Genomic DNA, 19,618 nt, shown 5'->3' on the forward strand with positions numbered 1-19,618 from the left:
AGCGGCGGCGTCCCGGCGTTCCGTCCCCACGGGCCCAGCGATGGGCGAAGCACGGCAGGAGTCCCACTGTGGCAGAGCGCAAGCCGATCGAATCCTGGCTCACCGACATGGACGGTGTGCTCATGCACGAGGGAATCCCCGTCCCCGGGGCCGACGCCTTCATCAAGCGGCTGCGCGAGTCCGGCAGGCCGTTCCTGGTGCTGACCAACAACTCCATCTACACCCCGCGCGACCTGCACGCCCGCCTCGCCCGCATCGGGCTCGACGTGCCGGTGGCCAACATCTGGACCTCCGCCCTGGCCACCGCCCAGTTCCTGGACGACCAGCGGCCCGGCGGCACCGCCTACGTCATCGGCGAGGCCGGGCTGACCACCGCGCTGCACGACATCGGCTACGTCCTCACCGACGTCGAACCCGACTACGTCGTCCTCGGCGAGACCCGCACCTACAGCTTCGAGGCGCTCACCAAGGCCATCCGGCTGATCAACGCGGGCGCCCGGTTCATCGCCACCAACCCCGACGAGACCGGCCCCTCCGCCGAAGGCGCGCTGCCCGCCACCGGCTCCGTCGCCGCGCTGATCACCAAGGCGACCGGCCGCGAGCCCTACTTCGTCGGCAAGCCCAACCCGCTGATGATGCGGGCCGGGCTCAACGCGATCGGCGCCCACTCCGAGACCAGCGCGATGATCGGCGACCGGATGGACACCGACGTGCTGGCCGGGCTGGAGGCCGGAATGGAGACCTTCCTGGTGCTCACCGGGCTGACCCGGCCCGAGGAGATCGAGCGCTACCCCTTCCGCCCCTCGCGCGTCGTCGACTCGATCGCCGACCTGACCGAGCTCATCTGACCGAGCTCATCTGACAGAGCGCCTCTTCGGGCCGACCCGAACCGACTCGGCCCGAAAGAGGCGCTCTCTGGTCTTTCTGGTCCCATCCCGTGACCCGATCCGGGCCAGCCGCGCACCGAACGGAGCAAATCGGCTACGGAGCGGATGCGTCCCCACTGCCGGGCGGTGAATCTCTGGAGTACCAGGAGGTTCACCATGGATTCTGTCCGCTTCGCCCTCTGCGCCGCCGTGGCGGCCGTCGCCGTCTGCGCGGGCCCCGCGCACGCGAGCGACGGCCCCGCCACCATGTCCGGAACGATCGAACTCACCCCCGTCACCAGCCGCCCCGGCGCCGAGGTCCAGCTCCGGGTCTCGGGCTGCCGCAGCGAACGGGCGACGGCCACGTCCGAGGCGTTCGTCTCCGACGCCCGCCTCGCCAAGGACTCCGCCGGGCTGTTCGCCGAGGCCACCATCCGCAAGACCGTGGGCGCGGGCACCTACCCGGTCGTCGTCAACTGCGACGGCTACAACGCCACCGCCCTGGGCCGGCTGACCGTCGTCACCGACGGCCGCGAACTCCCCGAGACCCAGCCCGCGACGGACGTGCGCGACGCCCGCCCCGCCCGTGGCGAACACCGGCAAGCCGCCACCCCCGTCGCACCCGTCCCGGCGGGCGGCGGCGGCACCGCGCACGCGGCCGCCGCGGAGGCGCCCGGCACCCCCGGCCTCGTCCTCGCGGGCACCACGGCCGCCATCGCCGGCGGGCTGATCTGGTACCGCCGCCGCACCAACGCGGAGCTGAAGGCCGAGCAGAACGCCGAACAGCCGGAGAGCTGAGGGAGGCGGCCCGGCGCCATGTCCGATGACGACCGACCGAGCGGTGCCAGCCGCCTCCTGACCGTGCTGGCCTGGACCGCGCTGCTGTCGGCCCTGTGGCTGTGGGGCCGGCACATCACCGAAGGCCCGATAGCCGGCTCTCCGGCGGCCGGGGGAGTCACCGCCGCGAGCCTGTCGGGCCAGGCGCTGCCCCCCGCCCACCCGCCGCTGCCCGAGGCCGGCCCCCGCACCCTCGCCATCAAGGCGATGCGCCTGCGCGCCCCCATCGAGGACCGCGGCCTGAACGCCGCGGGCGCCGTCGACCCGCCGCCCTACGACCGCCCCGGCGCGGTCGCCTGGTACCGCGGCGGCCCCCCGCCCGGCACCCGGGGCGCGGCCGTCCTCGTCGGGCACGTGGACACCGACCGCTCACGCGCCGTCTTCTACGGCCTCAGCAGCATCAAGCCCGGCCAGACCGTCAGCGTCGCGCGCTCCGACGGCTCCGTCGCCGAGTTCACGGTCGAGGACGTCGCCGTCTTCACCAAGGACCGCTTCGACGCCCGCAAGGTCTACGGGCCGCGCGACGGCCACCGCGCCGAGCTGCGCCTGATCACCTGCGGCGGCGAGTACGACCGCGCCCGGCGCTCGTACAACGCCAACGTGGTCGTCTCCGCCTACCTCACCGGCTCCCGGACCGGACCGGTCTAGGGCGCCTCCGGCGCATCGGTCGCCCAACAGGGCGACGCCACACGTGTCGTGGCATGACGGCCCCCGGCCGTGGGCACGTCTGTGCCAGCATTGAGACGGCAACTCCCAGCCCAGAGGCAGTACACCCAAGGGGGAGTGGATGTACGGCAGCAGCACCGGCACGACGCGCCGGGTCCGCGGGGTCCTGGCCCGGGCGGGAGCGGCGGCGGGGGTGCTGCTGCTCCTCGCGGGCTGCTCCTCGTCCTCCGACGAGTCACGGCGGACGGACACGCCGACGGCGACGCCGCCCTCCCAGCTCCCCAAGACCCAGTCACCCTTCTGGGTGAACCCGGACGGGACGGCCGCCAAGATGGCCGCCCGGCTCCGCCAGGACGGCAAGAAGCAGGACGCCGAGCTGATCTCGAAGATCGCCGCCCAGCCGGTGGCGGAGTGGATCGGCGTCGACAACCCCGAGAGCCAGACGCGCGGCTTCACCGAGGCGGCCGCGAAGGCCGACCGGGACGCCCTGCTGGTCCTCTACGACATCCCGCACCGCGACTGCGGCCAGTACTCCCAGGGCGGCGCCTCCGACGGCGATGCCTACCGGTCGTGGCTGGACCAGGCGGCCAGGGGCATCGGCGACCGCGCCGCCACGGTGATCCTGGAGCCGGACGCGCTGCCGCACATGGAGGACGGCTGTACGCCGCAGCAGTTCCACGAGGAGCGCTTCGCGCTGCTCAAGGAGGCCGTCGGCAAGCTCAAGGCGCTGCCCAGGACCAAGGTCTACCTGGACGCGGGCAACCCCAGCTGGGTCACGCCCGCCGACCGGATGGCGGATCCGCTCAAGCGGGCCGGCATCGACCAGGCCGACGGCTTCGCGCTGAACGTCTCCAACTTCCAGACCACGGCGGACAGCAAGGACTACGGCCACCGGCTCTCCCGCCTGGTCGGCGGCAAGCACTTCGTCATCGACACCAGCCGCAACGGCAACGGCCCGCTGTCCGGCGCCGACCACGAAAAGGCCTGGTGCAACCCCTCGGGCCGGGCCCTGGGGGTGCCCCCGACCACCCGCACGGGCGATTCCCTGGTCGACGCCTACCTGTGGGTCAAGCGCCCGGGCGAGTCGGACGGTTCCTGCAAGGGCGGCCCGGACGCGGGGGAGTGGTGGGAGACGTACGCGCTGGAGCTCGCGCGCAACGCACGCTGACGCCTCCCGGGCCCTGAGCCGCCTACCGCGCCAGGCCGTCCGCCACCGGCACCTTCACCCACACCGCCTCCGCCGGGGTGCCCCGGCCGTCGACGACCGTCAGCATGTACCAGCCGGGCGGCACCAGGGACGGGTCCTTGGGGACGGTCACCGTCACCCCGTCGGCCGTCCGGGAGAAGTCCAGCGCGATCGACCGCTGCTCCACGTTGGTGACGTGCGTGAAGGAACCCGGCCGGATCAGCCGGACCTTCTCGATCTGCCGGGGATCGCTCGTCCGGTAGGTGCTGCGGTCGCCCAGCTTCACCGTGCGCGGCGCCGTCTCCTTGATCTCGGGGCGGGTCTCGCGGAAGCGGTAGGGCGGGGAGTAGAGGTCGATCTGCTGCTGGAAGGTGCCGGGCTTGGAGTTGTCCTTGTCGCCGAAGAGCGAGTCGGAGCCGAAGGTCATCACCCGGCCGTCGGGCAGCAGCAGCGCGCCCGAGTGGTAGTTGCGGCCCACCAGCGGGTCGGCGACGGCGTGGGTGGCGTTGGCGGCGGGGTCGTAGACCTCGGCGGCCAGCACGTTGGAGTCGCTGCGGCCCCGGTAGTCGCCGGAGCCGTTGGTCGTCAGCACCGTGTCGTCGGGGAGGATGACGCTGCTGGGGTAGCGGACCTTGGCGTAGAGGTCGGGCCCGTCGTGGAAGCGGGGCTTGTCGTTGCGCAGGTCGACGATGCGGGTCTTGGCCGTGGACTTGCGGTCCTCGCCCACGCCGCCGCCGCCGAGGACCATGTAGCGCTGCTGCTGGGCGGGCGGCAGCAGTACGGACATGGACGTCTCCAGGATGTCCGGGTCGCTGATGCCGGGCACCTCGGTGAAGTCGTTGCTCGCCACGTCCCACAGGCCCGGGACCCGGCCGCGGTCGGCGGGGCCGTAGCCCGCGTTGGAACCGGTGTAGAAGATCTTCCCCTTCTTGGTGAGGAAGAGGGCGGGGTAGGTGGGGAAGAACCGCTCCTTGGGCAGGTACGTCCATTTCTTGGTGGCGGGGTCGTAGATCTCGTTCTTGCCGGGGACGACCTGGCCGATCTCGTCGAGCCCGGAGACCGAGAGCACCTTGCCGTCCTGGAGGGTGGTCAGCGTCGGATACCAGCGGGCCTCTTCCATCGGGTCGACCGTGATGTAGCGCTCGGCCACCGGGTCGAATTCGAAGGCGTCCTTGATCCCCTGGAAGTCCTTCTTGTCGAAGGAGAGCTTGTTGGCGATGCCGTAGACGTTCTGGGCGTCCTTCCCGCCGAGCCCTTCGACGCGGTAGTTGTCCGTGGTCCCGGTCTCGTAGGCGTGGCCCTTCTCCCGGGCCTCCACATAGACGCGCGCGGTGCTGGCGGTCACCACGATCTTGTCGTCCCGCGTCTCCTTCTTGGCGCGCGGCACGAGCACGGCGTCCTTGGACTCGAAGGTCTTGCGGTTCTCCCGGCCCGTGAAGCGGGTGCCGGCGGGGAGGGTCATCGGCTTGTCGGGATCCTCGTTGTGCACGACCATCAGCCCGCCGGCCTTGGTGACGTCGCCGTCCAGCTTCTCGTAGCGCTGGGTGCCACCCGCGACGAGGAGGTTGCCGTCGGGCAGCTGGGTGTGCCCGGCGCAGAAGAGGTCCTTCGGGGTGGGGATGTTCTTGTAGGTGTTGGTGCGGGGGTCCCACAGGACCGTGCGGAAGGACTTGGCCTTGAAATTGGCGGCGTTGTTGCCGGAACCGGCGACGAGCAGCACCTTGCCGGTGTGCAGCAGGGCGGCGTGAATGGTGTTGATGCGGTACTTCCCGGGGACGTCCGCCACGTCCCAGTGCCCGTTCCGCGCCTTGTACCCGGGCTGATTGATCTTGTAGTCGTGGTATTGGTCGGCGGCGTATCCCCACAGGGCCGGGCCGTTCATTCCGGCGAGTACGACCACGGCCGCGGAGCCGAAGGCCAGGCGACGGGTGCGGCGGCTGGGGCGGCCGAGGCTGCCGAGGCGGAATCTCATCGGTGCGCCTCCTCGGACTGCCGGGAGCCTGGCGCATGGTGCAGGGTCCACCACCACGCGGCGATCGGCGCGAGGGTGACCGCGAGGGCGAGCGTCGCCCAGGTGCGCATCGCCACATGGGTGTGGCCGAGGAAGAAGGAGGCCGCGAGCGAGCCGCCGAAGACGGCCAGGAAGAACAGGTGGATGCGGAAGGTCCCGAAGAGGGTGTCGGGGCTGGCTGAATCGCCCTTCGGGGTGACGACGAACCTGCTCTTGCGGCGCAGCACCGCGTCCGTCAGCGAGCGGGCGTAGATCGGGGCCGAGAGCGCGGACATCACCATGCCCGCGAGGCCGCCGGACCCTTCGGGTTCGTGCGGGGAGACATTGTGCCTGCGGTTCCAGATGTAAAGGCCGATCTGGAGGGCGGCCGCGTCACTGTAGAGCATCATCCAGACCTCGGAGTCGATCTGGATTCCGGATGCGCCGAGCCCGAGGAAGAGGGCGCAACTGAGGGCGCCCAGCATCCAGTTGATCGCGGTCATGGGGTAATAGATGACCATCAGTGTGTAGTTCAGAAAGGTGCCGGGGGAAAGGGTGAAGGCCCCCTTCCAGTACTGCTTGATGATCGTTTCGTAGGTGCCGCGGGACCAGCGCAGCTGCTGGGTGAAGAAGTCCGTCCAGGCGTTCGGCCCTTCTCCGACGGCGAGCACGTCCGGGGTGTAGACCGAGCGCCATTTCTTCCCGGTGGCCGGATTGCGGTGGCGGTGCAGCTCGAAGCCGGTGGCCATGTCCTCGGTGATCGAGTCGTAGAGCCCGCCGATGCCTTTGAGCGCGCTGATCCGCACGGCGTTGTTGGTGCCGACGAACATGGGCGCGCCGTAGCGGTTGCCGGCGCGCTGAATGAGGGCGTGGAAGAGGAACTGCTGGCTCTCGGCGGCTTTGGTGACCGCCGTGTCGTAGTTCCCGTACACCTGAGGTCCAACGACAAAGGCGATATCCGGGTCACGGAAGTAACCGAGCATGCGCTCCAGGAAGTTGGGCAGCGGTACGTGGTCGGTGTCGACGGAGGCGAAGAAGTCATAGGCGTCGCCATGGGCGTCCAGCCAGGCGTTGTAGTTTCCGTGTTTGGTCCTGGCCCGGTGCGGGCCTTTCGCCTGGTTCCATTTCTCCACGCCTTTGCGGCTGAAATGGCGGACGCCCAGCCGCTCGCAGACCGCCTTCACCTCGGGGTCGTCGCCCTCGTCCAGCAGCCAGACGTGCACGGGGCCGCGGTGGCGCACCCGGACGGCCGCCTCGAGCGTTCTGGTGACCATCTCGATCGGCTCCTTGCCGGGCACGAACGAGGTGAGGAAGGCGACCTTGGTGCCGGATTCGGGAACCACCGGTATCGGATCGCGGGCGACCAGGGTGGCGTGGGCGTTGGAGGTGACGTTCAGCGTGCGGAAGAGCTCGATCAGGCCGATCGAGACCAGCATCACGGCGTCGAGGACGCGCATGGTGAGCGTGGCGCCGTCGCGGTGGGTCCAGTGGGCGGGCTGCATCAGCCACACCAGGAGGACGACGGAGACGACGGGCGCCGCGCCCAGCAGTAACGCGGCCTGGATGCGGTGCGGTTCGTCGGCCAGCAGGCTGCGGTAGCGGACCCGGTACGGGCCCTGGCCCTCGGGCGGGGGCTGGCCGAGCGGGCCCGCCAGCCGACTGTAGTGCTCGTAGTCGTAGCGCGGCAGGGGCCGCCGGTGGTGGGGCGGCGACTGCCGCGGGGTGCCGGGCTGCCGTGGGACGCCGCCCGCGCCGGGCGGGGCGGGCGCCCGCAGGCGGGTCGTCACCGATGGGCCGTCGGCGGCCCGGCCGTGGGACTGCTGCCGGGCGTCGGCAGGCGTAGACGTCATGAGTCATCCCCCCGCACGCATGCTGACTGCGTGAATGCCAGTTCATGGGCCCGCGGGCCCCCCTCGAACCGCGCGGGCGCGCTGGTGCCGGCTCCCCCCGGCACCACCCAAGTCCCTGGTCAGACAGTGACATTGGGTGTATCTGTGCGCTACAGGATCTCCGACCCCGCATCATGATCGCAAGGGTGAAACAAGGTGTTTACCGGGCAAAGCGGTACGTCGAACGAAGATGCGTGCGAATGTTGCTTAAGTGGTCACATCTGACACGCTTGTGTGTTCGCATCACACGAGGAACGACTCAGGGCTCCTCACCATTGGTGAGGAGCCCTGAGTCTCGCGTGCGCCGCCAGGGACTCGAACCCCGGACCCGCTGATTAAGAGTCAGCTGCTCTAACCAACTGAGCTAGCGGCGCCTGCTGACAGAGAAAACTCTACCTGACATCCGGGGGTGCTTCCGACCACGCCCGTGGCGGGCGGGGTGCCCGAGGGTGACCCACGGGTGGATTTCCGCCGCCTTGCCGCCCGTTTTGCTGCTGTTTGTGGGGGGCGGAGAATACGTTCCGTAGTCGCCCAGCGGCGTGCGGTTTCTCCAGGGCGTTGAGAAGCTGTGGCGGACGGCGCCCAAGTGGCGAGAGGTGATGAAGGTCAGGGAAAGGCAGCAGGGAGATGCCCGATGACATAGCCGGTCATACCAGCCATACCCGTCATGACGCTCGACGTGATCACGGCAGTCACGGCGGCCACGGCAGTCACGCGCATGGAGGGCTCCGGGCTGCGGTCCTGGGGGCCGTCGCGGGCGCGGCGGTGATCGTCGGCTCGGGGACCGCGGCCCCCGCCGCGGAGCCGCCCGCGCCGCCCCAGGACCAGGCGGTCGCGGACGCCGTCTCCGATCTGGAGCCCGCCGTCGCCTACGCGCTGCGCCACGTGGGCGACCCGTACGCCCTTGGCGGCGCCGGCCCCCACCACTGGGACTGCTCCGGGCTCGTCCAGCAGGCCTACCGCCGGGTGGGGGTCCGGCTGCCGCGCGTGGCCGCCGACCAGTACCGGGCCACGACCCGCATCCCGCGCAGCGCGCTGCGCCGCGGCGACCTGGTCTTCTGGTCCGGCAACGGCAAGGCCTCCGGGGTGCACCACGTGGCGATCTACATGGGCGGCGGCCGCTACATCGAGGCGGCCCGGCCCGGCACCAAGGTCCGCATCTCCTCGTTCTCGCGCTTCGACTCGCACATGTACGGCCGGGTGCAGCTGCCCGCCCACCATGAGGAAGCGCGGGAGGAGTGGCTGGAAGAGGACCCGGAGGGCGGGTCGGACGGCACCTTCGAAGGCGGCTCCGAGGTGCGGCCGGAGCATGCACCCTTCACCCATACGGGCGAGGGGGAGACCTGTACCTGTGGGTGACGGGCGCCCCGAGTGTTGACCTGGACATGATCAACGACCGGTATTAGCCTCCGTCTTGGTCTAGACCGCAATCCACTCGACTCACGGAACCCCCCACGTTCTCGAGGAGTGCAGCATGCGCAGAAAGATCAGTGCGGCGATCATCGGCTTAGGCGTCGCCTGTGTGTCCGTCCTGGCCACCGGCAGCGCGAGCAGTCACGGCTACACCGACTCCCCCACCAGTCGTCAGGCGTTCTGCGCCGACGGCACCGTCGAGGACTGCGGCGAGATCCAGTGGGAGCCGCAGAGCGTCGAAGGCCCCAAGGGCTTCCCGTCCCATGGGCCCTCGGACGGCACCATCTGTGCCGGCGGCAACAGCCGCTTCGCCGAACTCGACGACCCCCGCGGCGGCGACTGGCCCGCCACCCAGGTGAGCGCGGGCCAGAGCTACACCTTCCGCTGGCGGCTCACCGCCCGGCACGCCACCACGGACTTCCGCTACTACCTCACCAACGGCACCTACGACCCCACCAGGCCGCTCACCCGGGCCGACCTCGACCTCCAGCCGTTCCTCACCGTCCCCTACGGCGGCCGGGTCCCCGACGCCACCGTCACCCACCAGGGCACCCTCCCCTCCGGCCGAACGGGCAAGCAGCTGATCGTCGCAGTGTGGACGATCGCGGACACCGGCAACGCCTTCTACGCCTGCTCGGACGTGCAGTTCTGACGTGGGCGGGCCGTGGGGCGACCGTCCGGCGGTCGCCCCACGGCTGTACCCCGGCTACTCCTCGGGGTCGCGCCGCAGCGCGATCCGGCCCAGCACCCCCGCCACGACCAGCGCGGCCACGGCCAGCAGCGCGTAGTCGGGCACGGCGTTGCCCAGGCGCGAGGCGAGCTCCTCCAGGCGGAACTCCTGGTCGGCGTCGAGCACGCCCGGCAGGCCGGTCGTCCCGTCGAAGGCCAGGAAGAGCACCCCGATGCCGATGAAGAACAACCCCGACACCAAGGACGTGGTGTGCAGCCGCAGCCGTCCCATCCGCAGCTCCCGCCCCCGCAACCACCGGCGGCCGCCCAGCCCGAAGCGGTCCCAGAACAGGGCCAGCACGAACAGCGGCAGCGCCATCCCCAGCGCGTAGACGGCGAGCATCGACGCGCCGTAGACCGCGTTGCCGCTCACCGCGGTCACGGTCAGCACCGCGCCCAGGATCGGCCCGGCGCAGAACCCGGCGAGTCCGTAGACGCAGCCCAGCAGGAAGGTGGAGGCCGCCGTGCGCGGCGTGATGCGCCCGGCCGCGGCCTGGGCCTTCTTCGAGGCGAAGCCCAGGCCCACGATCTGGGCGGCGCCCAGGGCGATCACCGTCCAGCCGCCGACGGCGACCAGCAGTTCGCGGTGGCCGTTGAAGAGCCTGCTGGCCGCGGTGGAAGCGGCGCCGAGCGGTACGAGCGTGGTGGCGAGCCCGAGGTAGAAGACGCCGGTGCGGGCGAGCAGCTTGCCGGGGCTCGCGAGCGAGTAGGCGAAGAAGGCGGGCAGCAGCAGCGCGCTGCACGGGCTGACCAGGGCGAGGGCGCCGCCGAGGAAGGCGGCGAGGTAGCCGATGTCGCTCACTTGCCGGACTTCCCGCTGCCCGCCGCGCCCGCCGCCTTCGCGGCCTTGGCCTTGGCGATGGCGTCCTCGAACTCCGCGAGCGGCTGCGCGCCCGCGAGGGGGCGGCCGCCGACGAGGAAGGACGGGGTGCTCTGGACGCCGAGCCGGTAGCCCTCGTCCTGGTCCTTCTTGACGGCCGCTTCGGCTTCGGAGCCGTTCATGTCGGCGCGGAACTTCTCCAGGTCCGGCACGCCGGAGGTGCGGGCCATGTCGACGAGCTTGTCCTCGGCCAGGGCGTCGCCCTTGCGCAGCTTGGCGAAGGCCTCGTCGTGGAACTGCCAGAACTTGCCCTGCCGCCCGGCGGCCCAGGAGGCGCGGGCGGCCCGCTCGGAGTCCTTGCCGAAGATCGGGAAGTTGCGGAACTCGATGCGCAGGACGCCTTCGTCGATGTACTTCTTGACGAGCTCGGGCTGGGTCTCGCGGGTGAAGCGCCCGCAGAACGAGCACTGGTAGTCGGCGTACTCGACGAGGACGACGGGCGCGTCCGGCCTGCCGAGGGCGAGCGGGTCGCCGTCCTTGCGGCGGCTGGTGGTCTGCTCCAGCTGGTCGTAGGTCTGCTGCCGCGGGTCGAAGGCGGCCCCGGCGGCCGGGCCGGAGGACTCGTGCTTGCCGGAGCCGCCGGTGCTGCTGCCGATGGCGGCACCGGTTGCGACGAGCGCCACCACGAGGGCGGCGACCGCGCCTATGGCAGCGGCGCGGCGGCCGCGCGTGGCCGGGCGCGGGTTCTTGGGGGAGGACTTGGGCGAGGACGTGCGGGACATAAGAGGAGAAGCTCCATGCGTCGTACGGGATCAGGGCATGCCGCATCGCGGCCCGGTGGCGGGCCGTGACGGGGGCGGACCTAGATCCGTAGGACGGGGAGCAGCTCGGCGCAGCCCGCGACGGGCACGGGCGGTGCCCTCGGCGCGAGGGCCTGGGGCAGCCGGGTCTGGGGGAGCGGCGTCCGTGCGGTGCCCGGCGCGGTGAGGGGGTCGGTCTGGACGTGGGTGACGATGCCCTCGGCGCCCTTGAGGGGCACGTCCTGCTGGCGGCAGGTGCCGCCGGTGCCCGCGGTGCCGGCGTGCGGCCGGACCTCGGGGGCCGGGCTTCCGCCGGCCGGGCCGTGGGCGAGTGCGGCAGTGACCTGCTCGCCCGCCGATGCGTACGCGGCCGGGCCCGGACCCCACAGGGCCGGGCCGAGGAGAACCGAGAGGAGGAGCAGGAGCGCTGCGGCTGCCGTCGGGCGGCGGTGCTGCGGCACGTGCCTTCTCCTTCCTCTGCCGGTGCGCGTGACGGATCGGCCCTCCATGCTACGGGCCGCCGCCTCAGACCCCGGCGGCCGCGTCGTCGGCGGCGATCGCGCGCAGGGCGGTGCGCTGACAGAACCAGAGCATGGCCACCGTCAGGGCGCACATCCCCACGGCGAAGGCGATGTGCCCGGCGGTGGAGACCACAGCCAGCCCGGCCAGGTTGAGCGCCAGGTGGCTGCCGAGGCGGAGGGCGAGGAGCGCGATGGCGACCTTGCGGGTGTTCTTGCCGCGCCACAGCCGCTTGGCCAGCTTCAGGCGGGGGCGGAGCACGGTCAGGGAGATGACGATGTTGACGACGCCGAGGGCGCCGAGCACCCACAGGGTCTGCGGGGAGGCCTTGAACAGGTCGTAGGTGGCGGACATCAGGCCCTCGAAGCAGAAGAACCAGACGGGCAGCGGCTTGATCGCCGTGGTGCCACCGGCCGGGGGCACGTCCTGCTCCGCCGTCTCGGCCGTCATCGTCTCGGTCGCTGCCGTGGGGTTGATCGTCGCGGTGTCCATGGCAAGAATTCTGCTGGTCGGGGCCGGGCGCGGGCAGATTCGGCTATCACTGGTCACCGATGACATAAGTCATCGGTCGGCTGCCCTCGGGGATGCCGGGAACACGACGAAGGCCCTCACCGATCGGTGAGGGCCTTCGTCTGTCTGTGCGCCGCCAGGGACTCGAACCCCGGACCCGCTGATTAAGAGTCAGCTGCTCTAACCAACTGAGCTAGCGGCGCCTGCTGACGAGATAAATATACCTGGTCCGAACGGGTGCTCCCAACCACGCGCCCCGCAGGCCCCCGCCGCCCCGCTACTGCAGGGTCATCGACAGCAGCATCGGGGCCGCGTGCCGGTTGAGGGTGTCGGCCGCCTCGCGCAGCCGGTGGGCGTGGCGCACCGGGAGCGAGAGGGCCAGGGAGCCGACCGTGCGCCCGGCGGTGATCGGCACGGCGGCGCAGACCGTGCCCACCGCGTACTCCTGGAGATCGAGGACGGGGACGGTCGCGGGCTGGGCGTCGAGCTTACTGAAGAGCACCTTCTCGTTGGTGATCGTCCGGGAGGTGAGGCGGGCGGTCCGGTGCCGGGAGAGGTGGTCGCGGCGGTCGTCGTGGTCGAGCTGGGTGAGCAGGCACTTGCCGATCGCCATCGCGTGGGCGGCGGAGCGGAAGTCGACCCACTCGTTGACCTTGGGGGTGCGTGGGCCGTCCGCGTACTGGGTGATCCTGATCTCGCCGTCGACGTAGCTGCTCAGATAGACGGCGGCGCCCAGCCGGTCGCGCAGCGCCGTCAGCGACTGCTGCAGCTTGCGCTCCAGCGCCTTCTTGCGGTCGCCGCCCACGGCCAGCAGGGCCAGGCCGTCGCCGAGGACGTAGCCGCCGTCGCCGGTGCGCTCGACGTACTCCTCGCGGCGGAGCATCAGCAGCAGGTGGGCGAGGTGGCCCGCGGGCAGCCCGGTCTCGCGGGCGAGCTGTTGCTCGCTCACGCCGCCGGTGTACTTGGCGACGGTTTCCAGCACGCGCAGCGCGTACTGCACCGAGTGGAACGGTGCGGTCGGCTCGGGCCTGAGCGCCACGGTCTCCCCCTGACGGTCTCCTCGGGTGTGCCGCTCTCCACGATAAAGGTGAAAAGCCCTGCGTGGAGAGGGGGTTGAACAGATTTCGTGCGGGGTCCGTACCCTGCCGTGGGGCGTGCGGGACGTGGCATATGCCCCCGTCGTACGCCGGAGGTCGTGCGCCGCCCCGGGAATAACCGGAGAGATACTCCGGTTCGCTTCCCCGGGGGCGCGCACCCGCGCCCCGCACCGTCGAACAGGGAGGCAGGCCGGCGTGGACGGCACACAGGACGACACCATCCGTGCGACACCCCGGGGCAACGCCCCCGTGGCCCTGTCCGTACTGGACCTGGCCCCGGTCGGCAGCGGCCGGACCGCGCGGCAGGCGCTCGGTACCACGGTCGAGCTCGCGGCGCTTACCGAGCGGCTCGGCTACCACCGCTTCTGGGTGGCCGAACACCACTCGATGCCGGGCATCGCCAGCTCCTCCCCGGCCGTCGTCCTGGCCCACCTGGCGGCGCACACCGAGCGCATCCGGCTGGGCTCGGGCGGCGTGATGCTGCCCAACCACGCCCCGCTGGTGATCGCCGAGCAGTTCGGCACGCTGGAGGCGCTCGCCCCGGGCCGCATCGACCTCGGCCTCGGCCGGGCGCCCGGCACGGACGGCGCCACCGCGGCCGCGCTGCGCCGCGAGGACCGGCTCGCCGAGAGCGCGGACGACTTCCCGCAGCAACTGTCGGAGCTGACGCGCTTCCTGGACGACGACTTCCCCGACGGGCACCCCTACGCCCGGATCCATGCAGTGCCGGGGCCGGTGCAGGGCCGGGTGCCGGGCGGGGTGCAGCGGGCGGACCGGCCGTCCGTGTGGCTGCTGGGGTCCTCGGGGTTCAGTGCGCGGCTGGCGGGGCTGCTGGGGCTCCCGTTCTCCTTCGCGCACCACTTCTCGGCCGCCAATACGGTGCCCGCGCTGGAGCTGTACCGGAACTCCTTCCGGCCCTCCGCCGTCCTCGAGCGCCCGTACGCGAAGATCGGCGTCCAGGCCTTCGCCGCGGACGACGCCGAGGAGGCCCGCCGCCAGGTCCTCACCGGCGCCCTGGCCATGCTCCGGCTGCGCACGGGACGGCCGGGCCTGATCCCGAGCCCGGAGGAGGCCGAGTCCTACGACTACACCCCGGCCGAGCGGGAATTCGTCTCCGACTGGCTCCGCAACGTCGTTCACGGCACCCCGGACGAGGTGCGGGAGGGCCTGGACGCCCTGGTGAAGCGGACCGGCGCGGATGAGCTGATGCTCACCACCAACGCCCATAGCCCCGGGCCGCGCCTGCGCAGCTACGAGCTGATAGCGGACGCGTACGCGATGGGGTGATGCGCGGCGGGGCCCGCGCGGCCCCGCCTCTTCACGGCCGTGCGCCCGTGTCCAGCAGGGCCGAGATGCGGTCCGCCGGGACCGGGCGGGAGTAGAACCAGCCCTGGCCCGTGTCGCAGCCGATGCGGCCCAGCCGCTCCGCCTGCTCCGCGCTCTCCACGCACTCCGCGGTCACCGTCAGGCCCAGCCGGTGGGCGAGCTGGACCAGGGCCTCGACGATCGTCTCGTCGGCCGGGTTGGGGTGTTCGTCGGCGCGGAAGCCGTGCACGAAGGAGCCGTCGAGCTTGAGCGTGGAGACCGGCAGCCGGCTGAGGTAGGCGAGGTTGGAGTAGCCCGTGCCGAAGTCGTCGATGGCGATGGCGATGCCCATGTCGCTGAGCTCCTGCAGCTGTTGCAGCGGACGGCCCGCCGAGCCCATCACCGCCGACTCGGTGAGCTCCAGCTGGAGCAGCCGCGGCGGCAGCCCCGTCTCGGCGAGGATCGACGCCACATCCGCCACCAGGTCGGAGTCCCACACCTGACGCACCGCCACATTGACGCTGACGACGAGCGGTTCGCCGGGGTGGTCGAGCTGCCAGCGCCGCGCCTGCCGGCAGGCGGTGGCCAGCACCCAGCGGCCGAGCGGCACGATGGCCCCGGTCTCCTCCGCCAGCCCGATGAACCGGTTCGGCGCGAGCGTCCCGAACTGCGGGTGCCGCCAGCGCACCAGCGCCTCGACGCCCCGTACGACGCCGTCGCCGAGCCCCACCAGCGGCTGGTACTGCAGCACGAACTCCTCCCGCTCGACCGCCGGGCGCAGTGTGTTGGACAGGGCCTGCCGGGTCATCCGGTGGGCGTTGCGCTCGGGGTCGAAGAGGGTCCAGCGGGCCTTGCCGTCCGCCTTGGCCCAGTACAGCGTGGTGTCCGCGGCCTGCATCAGCTCGGTCGCGTGCGTCCCGGCCGCCGGGCGCTCGACCACGCCGATGCTGGCCGACACCGCCAGCCGCTGCCCGGCCACCTCGAACGGCCGGGCGAGCGCCGCCTGCACGGCCGCCGCGAGGTCGACGAGCTGCTCGGTGCCCGCCGAGTCCTCCACCAGCAGCGCGAACTCGTCCCCGCCGAGCCGGGCCACCAGGTGCCCGTCGGGCGCCGCGCACTCCGACAGCCGCCGGGCCACCGCGCCGAGCAGCCGGTCGCCGGCCCGGTGGCCGAGGGTGTCGTTGACGGCCTTGAAGCCGTCCAGATCCAGGTAGCACAGCCCGATCCGGCCGCCGCGGCCCGTCGTCAGCTCGGCGGTGGCCAGCGCCGCGGCCAGCCGTTCGAAGAACAGACTGCGGTTGGGCAGCCGGGTCACCGGGTCGTGCATCCGCAGGTGGCGCAGGCGCGCCCGCAGATCGCGGCGGTCGCTGACGTCGGCCACCGACAGCAGCGCGTCGCGGGTCTCGGGCAGCGGGGTGACGGTCACCTCGGCCCACACCCCCTGGCCGCCGGCCTGTCTGATCCTGCGGGTGCAGTGCAGGCGGTCGCGGCGGCCCAGCAGCACCTCGCGGTAGGCGAGCCAGGTCCGCGCGTCCTCGCGCAGTCCGGTGAGATCGGCGGCGGAGGAGTCCTGGAGCCGGGCGGGGTCGGTGCCCAGCAGGGCGCCGAGAGCGTCATTGGCGGTGCGTACGAGGCCGTCGCGGCCGACGACGGCCATGCCGAGGTGCGCGGCTCGGAAGGCAGCGCGGAATTCCTTCGAAGTGACGTGACGTTGCGTGACGACTGGCGGCGTCGAACCGGGGGCGCCGCCCTGGCCGTCGAGTGTTCCGCTCAACGCTCGCTCCCGCGTGGCATTGGTTCCGCATGGGGTCCGCACGGGTCCCGTGCGGGGTTCGTATGTCTCGTACGCGTGGTCGGAATAGCGGCAAATGGCCGCCTGTAGGGGGATTCCGTGCTGGAAGTGTGGCGAGCATAGAGCCCGCGCAGGGACCGTTCCAGCGGCCCGGCCGCGACCAGTGGAGCCGCCGGGTTGGGCCCGACCGTTTCTGTCTGTCCCTGCGCGTCCATGCACGCTCACGCCTGAGGCTGTATGGCTGCGACTTGTCGATTGACCATTCGTGACCGAGTGTGATGTACCCAGAAGTCGGCTTAGTCACTCGACTGGGGTAGTGAAACAGGGCATAACACCGCAAATAACAAGAGGGTGGGTGAGGTCTCCCGATTCCGTCCCCGGAGGTCGACGTGGTGCGTCCGCAGACACCCATGGGAGTGGACCGGCCGCGCCGCCGAGCGGACCGGTCCCGGCTGCGCCGTGCGGGAGCCGTGATCACCAGCCTCTGCGCCATCGCCGCCACCATGATCGTGACACCGGCGCACGCCGTCGGCCCCGGCGGCCCCTGTGCGCTGCCGCGCAGCGACGCCCATCACTCCGAGGGCCTCGACACCTGGAACCCGGACTACCCCCGCCCCACCGGCCGGCTCGACGCCGTGATGGTCTTCCTGTCCTTCCCCGACTCCCGGCCCGTCGTCACCCCCGACCGGCTCGCGGCCGACCACTTCCCCGGCACCTCCCGGTTCTTCGAGCGGGCCTCCTACGGGCGGTTCAAGCTGAGCGTCCATCCGGTCAAGCACTGGTTCCAGATGCCGCAGGCCTCCTCCGCGTACCACATACAGCGCGACTGGGACGGCGATCAGCGCTCGGCCTATCTGCGGGACGCCATCGCGGCGGCCGACGCCGAGGTCGACTTCAGCCGCTACAGCCTCGTCTACCTCGTCGCCGACCCCGATGCCCCGGGCGTCGACTCCGACGCGACCAAGGTCGTCAACCTCGAAGAGCCCATCGAGGTCGACGGCAGCCTGCTGCGCCGCGTCGTGACCGTCTTCGAGCACCATCCGCCGGACCGCAACGTGCTCGCCCACGAGACTGGGCACGTCCTGGACCTGCCCGACCTCTACCACCGGCCCACGGACGGCAAGGGCGACTGGGACACCCATGTCGGCGACTGGGACCTCATGGGCAGCCAGTTCGGGCTGGCCTCGGACCCCTTCGGCTGGCACAAGTGGAAGCTGGGCTGGCTGGCCGGGCGGCAAGTGGACTGCGTCACCGCGCGCGGCAGCACCCTGCACACGCTGCAGCCGATCGAGGCCCCGATGCAGCCGGGCTCGGACGGCCGCACCCGGCTGGTGGTGGTGCGTACGGGCGCGACCAGCGCGATCGCCATCGAGGCGCGCAGTGCGTCCGGCAACGACTCCGCCACCTGCACCGAGGGGGTGCTGGTCTACCGGGTGCGCAGCGACACGGCCTCGGGCAGCGGGCCGGTGCAGGTGCTGGACGGGCATCCGAACGGGCGCGCCTGCTGGGGAGAGTCGGTCTACCCGCCGCTCGCGGACGCGCCGCTGGGCGCGGGAGAGTCCTTGAAGGTGCAGCCGGACGGAGTGGAGGTGTCTGTACGGGCGCACACGGCGAGCGGGGCGTGGACCGTACGGGTGGGCCGGGATTAGCTCCCGTCCCCGGGGGTGCCGGGCATACGACAAAGGCCCTCACCGATCGGTGAGGGCCTTTGTCTGTCTGTGCGCCGCCAGGGACTCGAACCCCGGACCCGCTGATTAAGAGTCAGCTGCTCTAACCAACTGAGCTAGCGGCGCCTGCTGACGTGGAAGACTTTAGCACCCTGATCCGGTGGAAAGAAAATCCGCATGTTTCAGCCGGGCGTGAGCAGGGGTAGGCCGGGCGCACGGACCGGGACAGGGGCCCCATTCTGGGCGGAATCTGCCCTTCCAGTTCGGGAGGCGCGTACGCAGGCCCACAGCAGCACGTCCGGGCCGGGGAGCCAGGGGTGGCGGGCCGCCGGGGCGACCAGCCAGCGGGTGGGGGGCGGGGAGGGCTCGCTCTCGCCGGGCGGGCATAGCGCGGGGACGGTCACGGCGTCGCCCACGCCGTGGCACAGCAGCGGGGGCAGGTCCTCGCCGCGGCCCGCCCACTCCTCCCAGCCGAGCAGTGCGGGCAGCCGCTGGGCGGTGCCGGGGGCGGCGAAGACCAGCAGCCGGCCGCGCTGGGCGGCGACCGGGCCGGAGCCGGGGCCCGCGGACCACAAGCGGTCCAGCATCCGGCGGCCGAACAGCGTGGGGGCGCTGATCACGTCGAACGCGCTGCCGCAGGGCAGGACAAGGCAGGCCGTGGGGTTGTCGGACCACAGGGCCTGCACGCTGCGGGGGAAGCGGCTGGCCGAGGCGAGCCAGTCGGCCCCGGCGGGGGTGACGCAGGCGGCGGTGTGGGTGTGCGGGGCGGGGTGCGGATCGTACAGCCGGGTGCTCATGCCCCTATGGTCGGAGGCGGGGCGGGGGCCACTCGGGGTACTTCCCGGAATTCGGGACAGGGCCGGGTGCGGTGCGCTACTTTGCCCCGCCGCATATGCCAACGGCCCATGATCGGGGACCATGGGCCGTCCGGGTCAGTCGACCGGGGTACTGCTGCCGCGCAGCAGGTCGCGGCCGAACTCGACCATCTTCTTCGTGTAGTCCTCGCTCCACTCGGCGCGGGCCGCGATCACTGCCGTGGGCAGTCTGTCGAAGCGCCGGGGATCGGCGAGCTGGGCCGCCGCCACCGCCTGGTACTCGGTCGCCCGGTCCGCGGCAGCACGGAAGGCCAGCGCCAGCTCGGTCGAGCGGGCCAGCAGCTCACGCGGGTCCTCGATCGATTCGAGGTCGAAGAAGTGCTCCGGATCGGCGACGGCCTCGGGTGGCTCGAAGAGCAGCTGCGCGGGCTTCAGGCGCCGCGGACCGCTGTCCTGCGCGCCGGGAGCCTGCTTCGGCTCGCACATGTACATACCTCCAGGATCGTCTGCACCGTCATCCATTGTCCTGCCGCGCGCAAGTGCGCCCCCGGACCCCGAACACACGCCGGGGTGCACCGGACCCTGAACATGCGCCGGGGTGCGGAAGCCCACGACCGCGCGTCACGGCCGCCACGCCACCCGGTGCTCGCCCAAGTGGGACAGGACCGCGTGGTTCGCCTCCCAGCCGTCCGGGCTGTATCCATTGGCCGCCTCCGG

The 19,618-nt window shown here is 71.6% G+C and carries 18 protein-coding genes and 3 tRNA genes; 8 read left to right on the forward strand and 13 right to left on the reverse strand.

The genetic code is table 11. The annotated features are described in order from the left end of the window. Positions 1-68 precede the first annotated feature (68 nt). From FHS39_RS06065 to FHS39_RS06080, 4 genes are all read left to right on the forward strand, one after another. Positions 69-848 (forward strand): HAD-IIA family hydrolase, encoded by a 780-nt coding sequence (locus FHS39_RS06065; protein ID WP_184347039.1) that lies wholly within the window; start codon positions 69-71, stop codon positions 846-848. 195 nt (positions 849-1,043) lie between these two features. Next, a complete protein-coding gene (locus tag FHS39_RS06070) occupies positions 1,044-1,664 on the forward strand; it encodes a hypothetical protein (protein ID WP_184347041.1) in 621 nt (206 codons plus the stop codon). Between the two features lie 18 nt (positions 1,665-1,682). Further along, entirely contained in the window at positions 1,683-2,351 is a 669-nt protein-coding gene (locus FHS39_RS06075; RefSeq protein ID WP_184347043.1) for a class F sortase, read from the forward strand. Positions 2,352-2,490: 139 nt separating this feature from the next. Then, positions 2,491-3,537, forward strand: a complete 1,047-nt coding sequence (locus FHS39_RS06080) for a glycoside hydrolase family 6 protein (protein WP_184347045.1) — start codon at positions 2,491-2,493, stop codon at positions 3,535-3,537. Between the two features lie 22 nt (positions 3,538-3,559). Here the strand turns inward: FHS39_RS06080 and glxA are convergent, their stop codons facing one another. The 3 genes from glxA to FHS39_RS06095 form a co-directional block, all read right to left on the reverse strand. Beyond that, a complete protein-coding gene (gene glxA / locus FHS39_RS06085) occupies positions 3,560-5,527 on the reverse strand; it encodes a radical copper oxidase GlxA (protein WP_184347047.1) in 1,968 nt (655 codons plus the stop codon). Next, complete coding sequence (locus FHS39_RS06090; RefSeq protein WP_184347049.1) at positions 5,524-7,395, reverse strand: glycosyltransferase family 2 protein; 1,872 nt, start codon at positions 7,393-7,395, stop codon at positions 5,524-5,526. Before FHS39_RS06090 ends, glxA begins: the two co-directional genes overlap by 4 nt. A 339-nt stretch (positions 7,396-7,734) precedes the next feature. After that, positions 7,735-7,808: transfer RNA gene (locus tag FHS39_RS06095), tRNA-Lys, on the reverse strand. Between the two features lie 391 nt (positions 7,809-8,199). Between FHS39_RS06095 and FHS39_RS06100 the strand changes: the two genes are divergently transcribed. Beyond that, positions 8,200-8,793 (forward strand): NlpC/P60 family protein, encoded by a 594-nt coding sequence (locus tag FHS39_RS06100; protein WP_184347051.1) that lies wholly within the window; start codon positions 8,200-8,202, stop codon positions 8,791-8,793. A gap of 115 nt (positions 8,794-8,908) precedes the next feature. After that, on the forward strand, positions 8,909-9,499 hold the full coding sequence (locus tag FHS39_RS06105) for a lytic polysaccharide monooxygenase auxiliary activity family 9 protein (protein WP_184347053.1): 591 nt from the start codon (positions 8,909-8,911) through the stop codon (positions 9,497-9,499). A 54-nt stretch (positions 9,500-9,553) separates the two neighbouring features. On the opposite strand, the gene FHS39_RS06110 is transcribed toward FHS39_RS06105, so the two are convergent. The 6 genes from FHS39_RS06110 to FHS39_RS06135 form a co-directional block, all read right to left on the reverse strand. Beyond that, positions 9,554-10,378, reverse strand: coding sequence for a cytochrome c biogenesis protein CcdA (locus FHS39_RS06110; protein WP_184347055.1), 825 nt, complete (start codon positions 10,376-10,378; stop codon positions 9,554-9,556). Beyond that, positions 10,375-11,178: a DsbA family protein gene (locus tag FHS39_RS06115; protein WP_184347057.1), complete on the reverse strand. Its 804-nt coding sequence runs from the start codon at positions 11,176-11,178 to the stop codon at positions 10,375-10,377. The genes FHS39_RS06110 and FHS39_RS06115 overlap by 4 nt, the downstream gene beginning before the upstream one ends. A gap of 80 nt (positions 11,179-11,258) precedes the next feature. Beyond that, the gene (locus FHS39_RS06120) at positions 11,259-11,657 is read right to left on the reverse strand and encodes a hypothetical protein (protein ID WP_184347059.1); all 399 of its coding nucleotides are present in this window, start codon (positions 11,655-11,657) and stop codon (positions 11,259-11,261) included. 64 nt (positions 11,658-11,721) lie between these two features. Beyond that, positions 11,722-12,207, reverse strand: a complete 486-nt coding sequence (locus FHS39_RS06125) for a hypothetical protein (RefSeq protein ID WP_246469974.1) — start codon at positions 12,205-12,207, stop codon at positions 11,722-11,724. A gap of 147 nt (positions 12,208-12,354) precedes the next feature. Further along, positions 12,355-12,428 (reverse strand) — tRNA-Lys (locus tag FHS39_RS06130). A gap of 74 nt (positions 12,429-12,502) precedes the next feature. Then, positions 12,503-13,264: an IclR family transcriptional regulator domain-containing protein gene (locus tag FHS39_RS06135; protein ID WP_184347061.1), complete on the reverse strand. Its 762-nt coding sequence runs from the start codon at positions 13,262-13,264 to the stop codon at positions 12,503-12,505. A gap of 253 nt (positions 13,265-13,517) precedes the next feature. On the opposite strand from FHS39_RS06135, the gene FHS39_RS06140 reads away from it, so the two are divergent. Continuing rightward, positions 13,518-14,609, forward strand: coding sequence for an MsnO8 family LLM class oxidoreductase (locus FHS39_RS06140; protein ID WP_184347063.1), 1,092 nt, complete (start codon positions 13,518-13,520; stop codon positions 14,607-14,609). Positions 14,610-14,640: 31 nt separating this feature from the next. On the opposite strand, the gene FHS39_RS06145 is transcribed toward FHS39_RS06140, so the two are convergent. Further along, positions 14,641-16,401: a putative bifunctional diguanylate cyclase/phosphodiesterase gene (locus FHS39_RS06145; protein ID WP_184347065.1), complete on the reverse strand. Its 1,761-nt coding sequence runs from the start codon at positions 16,399-16,401 to the stop codon at positions 14,641-14,643. Between the two features lie 428 nt (positions 16,402-16,829). On the opposite strand from FHS39_RS06145, the gene FHS39_RS06150 reads away from it, so the two are divergent. After that, positions 16,830-18,068, forward strand: a complete 1,239-nt coding sequence (locus FHS39_RS06150; protein ID WP_184348673.1) for a M6 family metalloprotease domain-containing protein — start codon at positions 16,830-16,832, stop codon at positions 18,066-18,068. A gap of 70 nt (positions 18,069-18,138) precedes the next feature. Here FHS39_RS06150 and FHS39_RS06155 read toward each other — a convergent pair. From FHS39_RS06155 to FHS39_RS06165, 3 genes are all read right to left on the reverse strand, one after another. Continuing rightward, positions 18,139-18,212, reverse strand: a tRNA-Lys gene (locus tag FHS39_RS06155). 56 nt (positions 18,213-18,268) lie between these two features. After that, positions 18,269-18,883 carry a bifunctional DNA primase/polymerase gene (locus FHS39_RS06160; RefSeq protein WP_184347067.1) on the reverse strand — a complete coding sequence of 205 codons (615 nt, stop codon included), beginning with the start codon at positions 18,881-18,883 and terminating at the stop codon, positions 18,269-18,271. 135 nt (positions 18,884-19,018) lie between these two features. Further along, positions 19,019-19,387 (reverse strand): hypothetical protein, encoded by a 369-nt coding sequence (locus tag FHS39_RS06165; protein ID WP_425507741.1) that lies wholly within the window; start codon positions 19,385-19,387, stop codon positions 19,019-19,021. Between the last annotated feature and the right edge of the window lie 231 nt (positions 19,388-19,618).

This window comes from Streptomyces olivoverticillatus, assembly GCF_014203555.1.
Classification (GTDB): domain Bacteria; phylum Actinomycetota; class Actinomycetes; order Streptomycetales; family Streptomycetaceae; genus Streptomyces; species Streptomyces olivoverticillatus.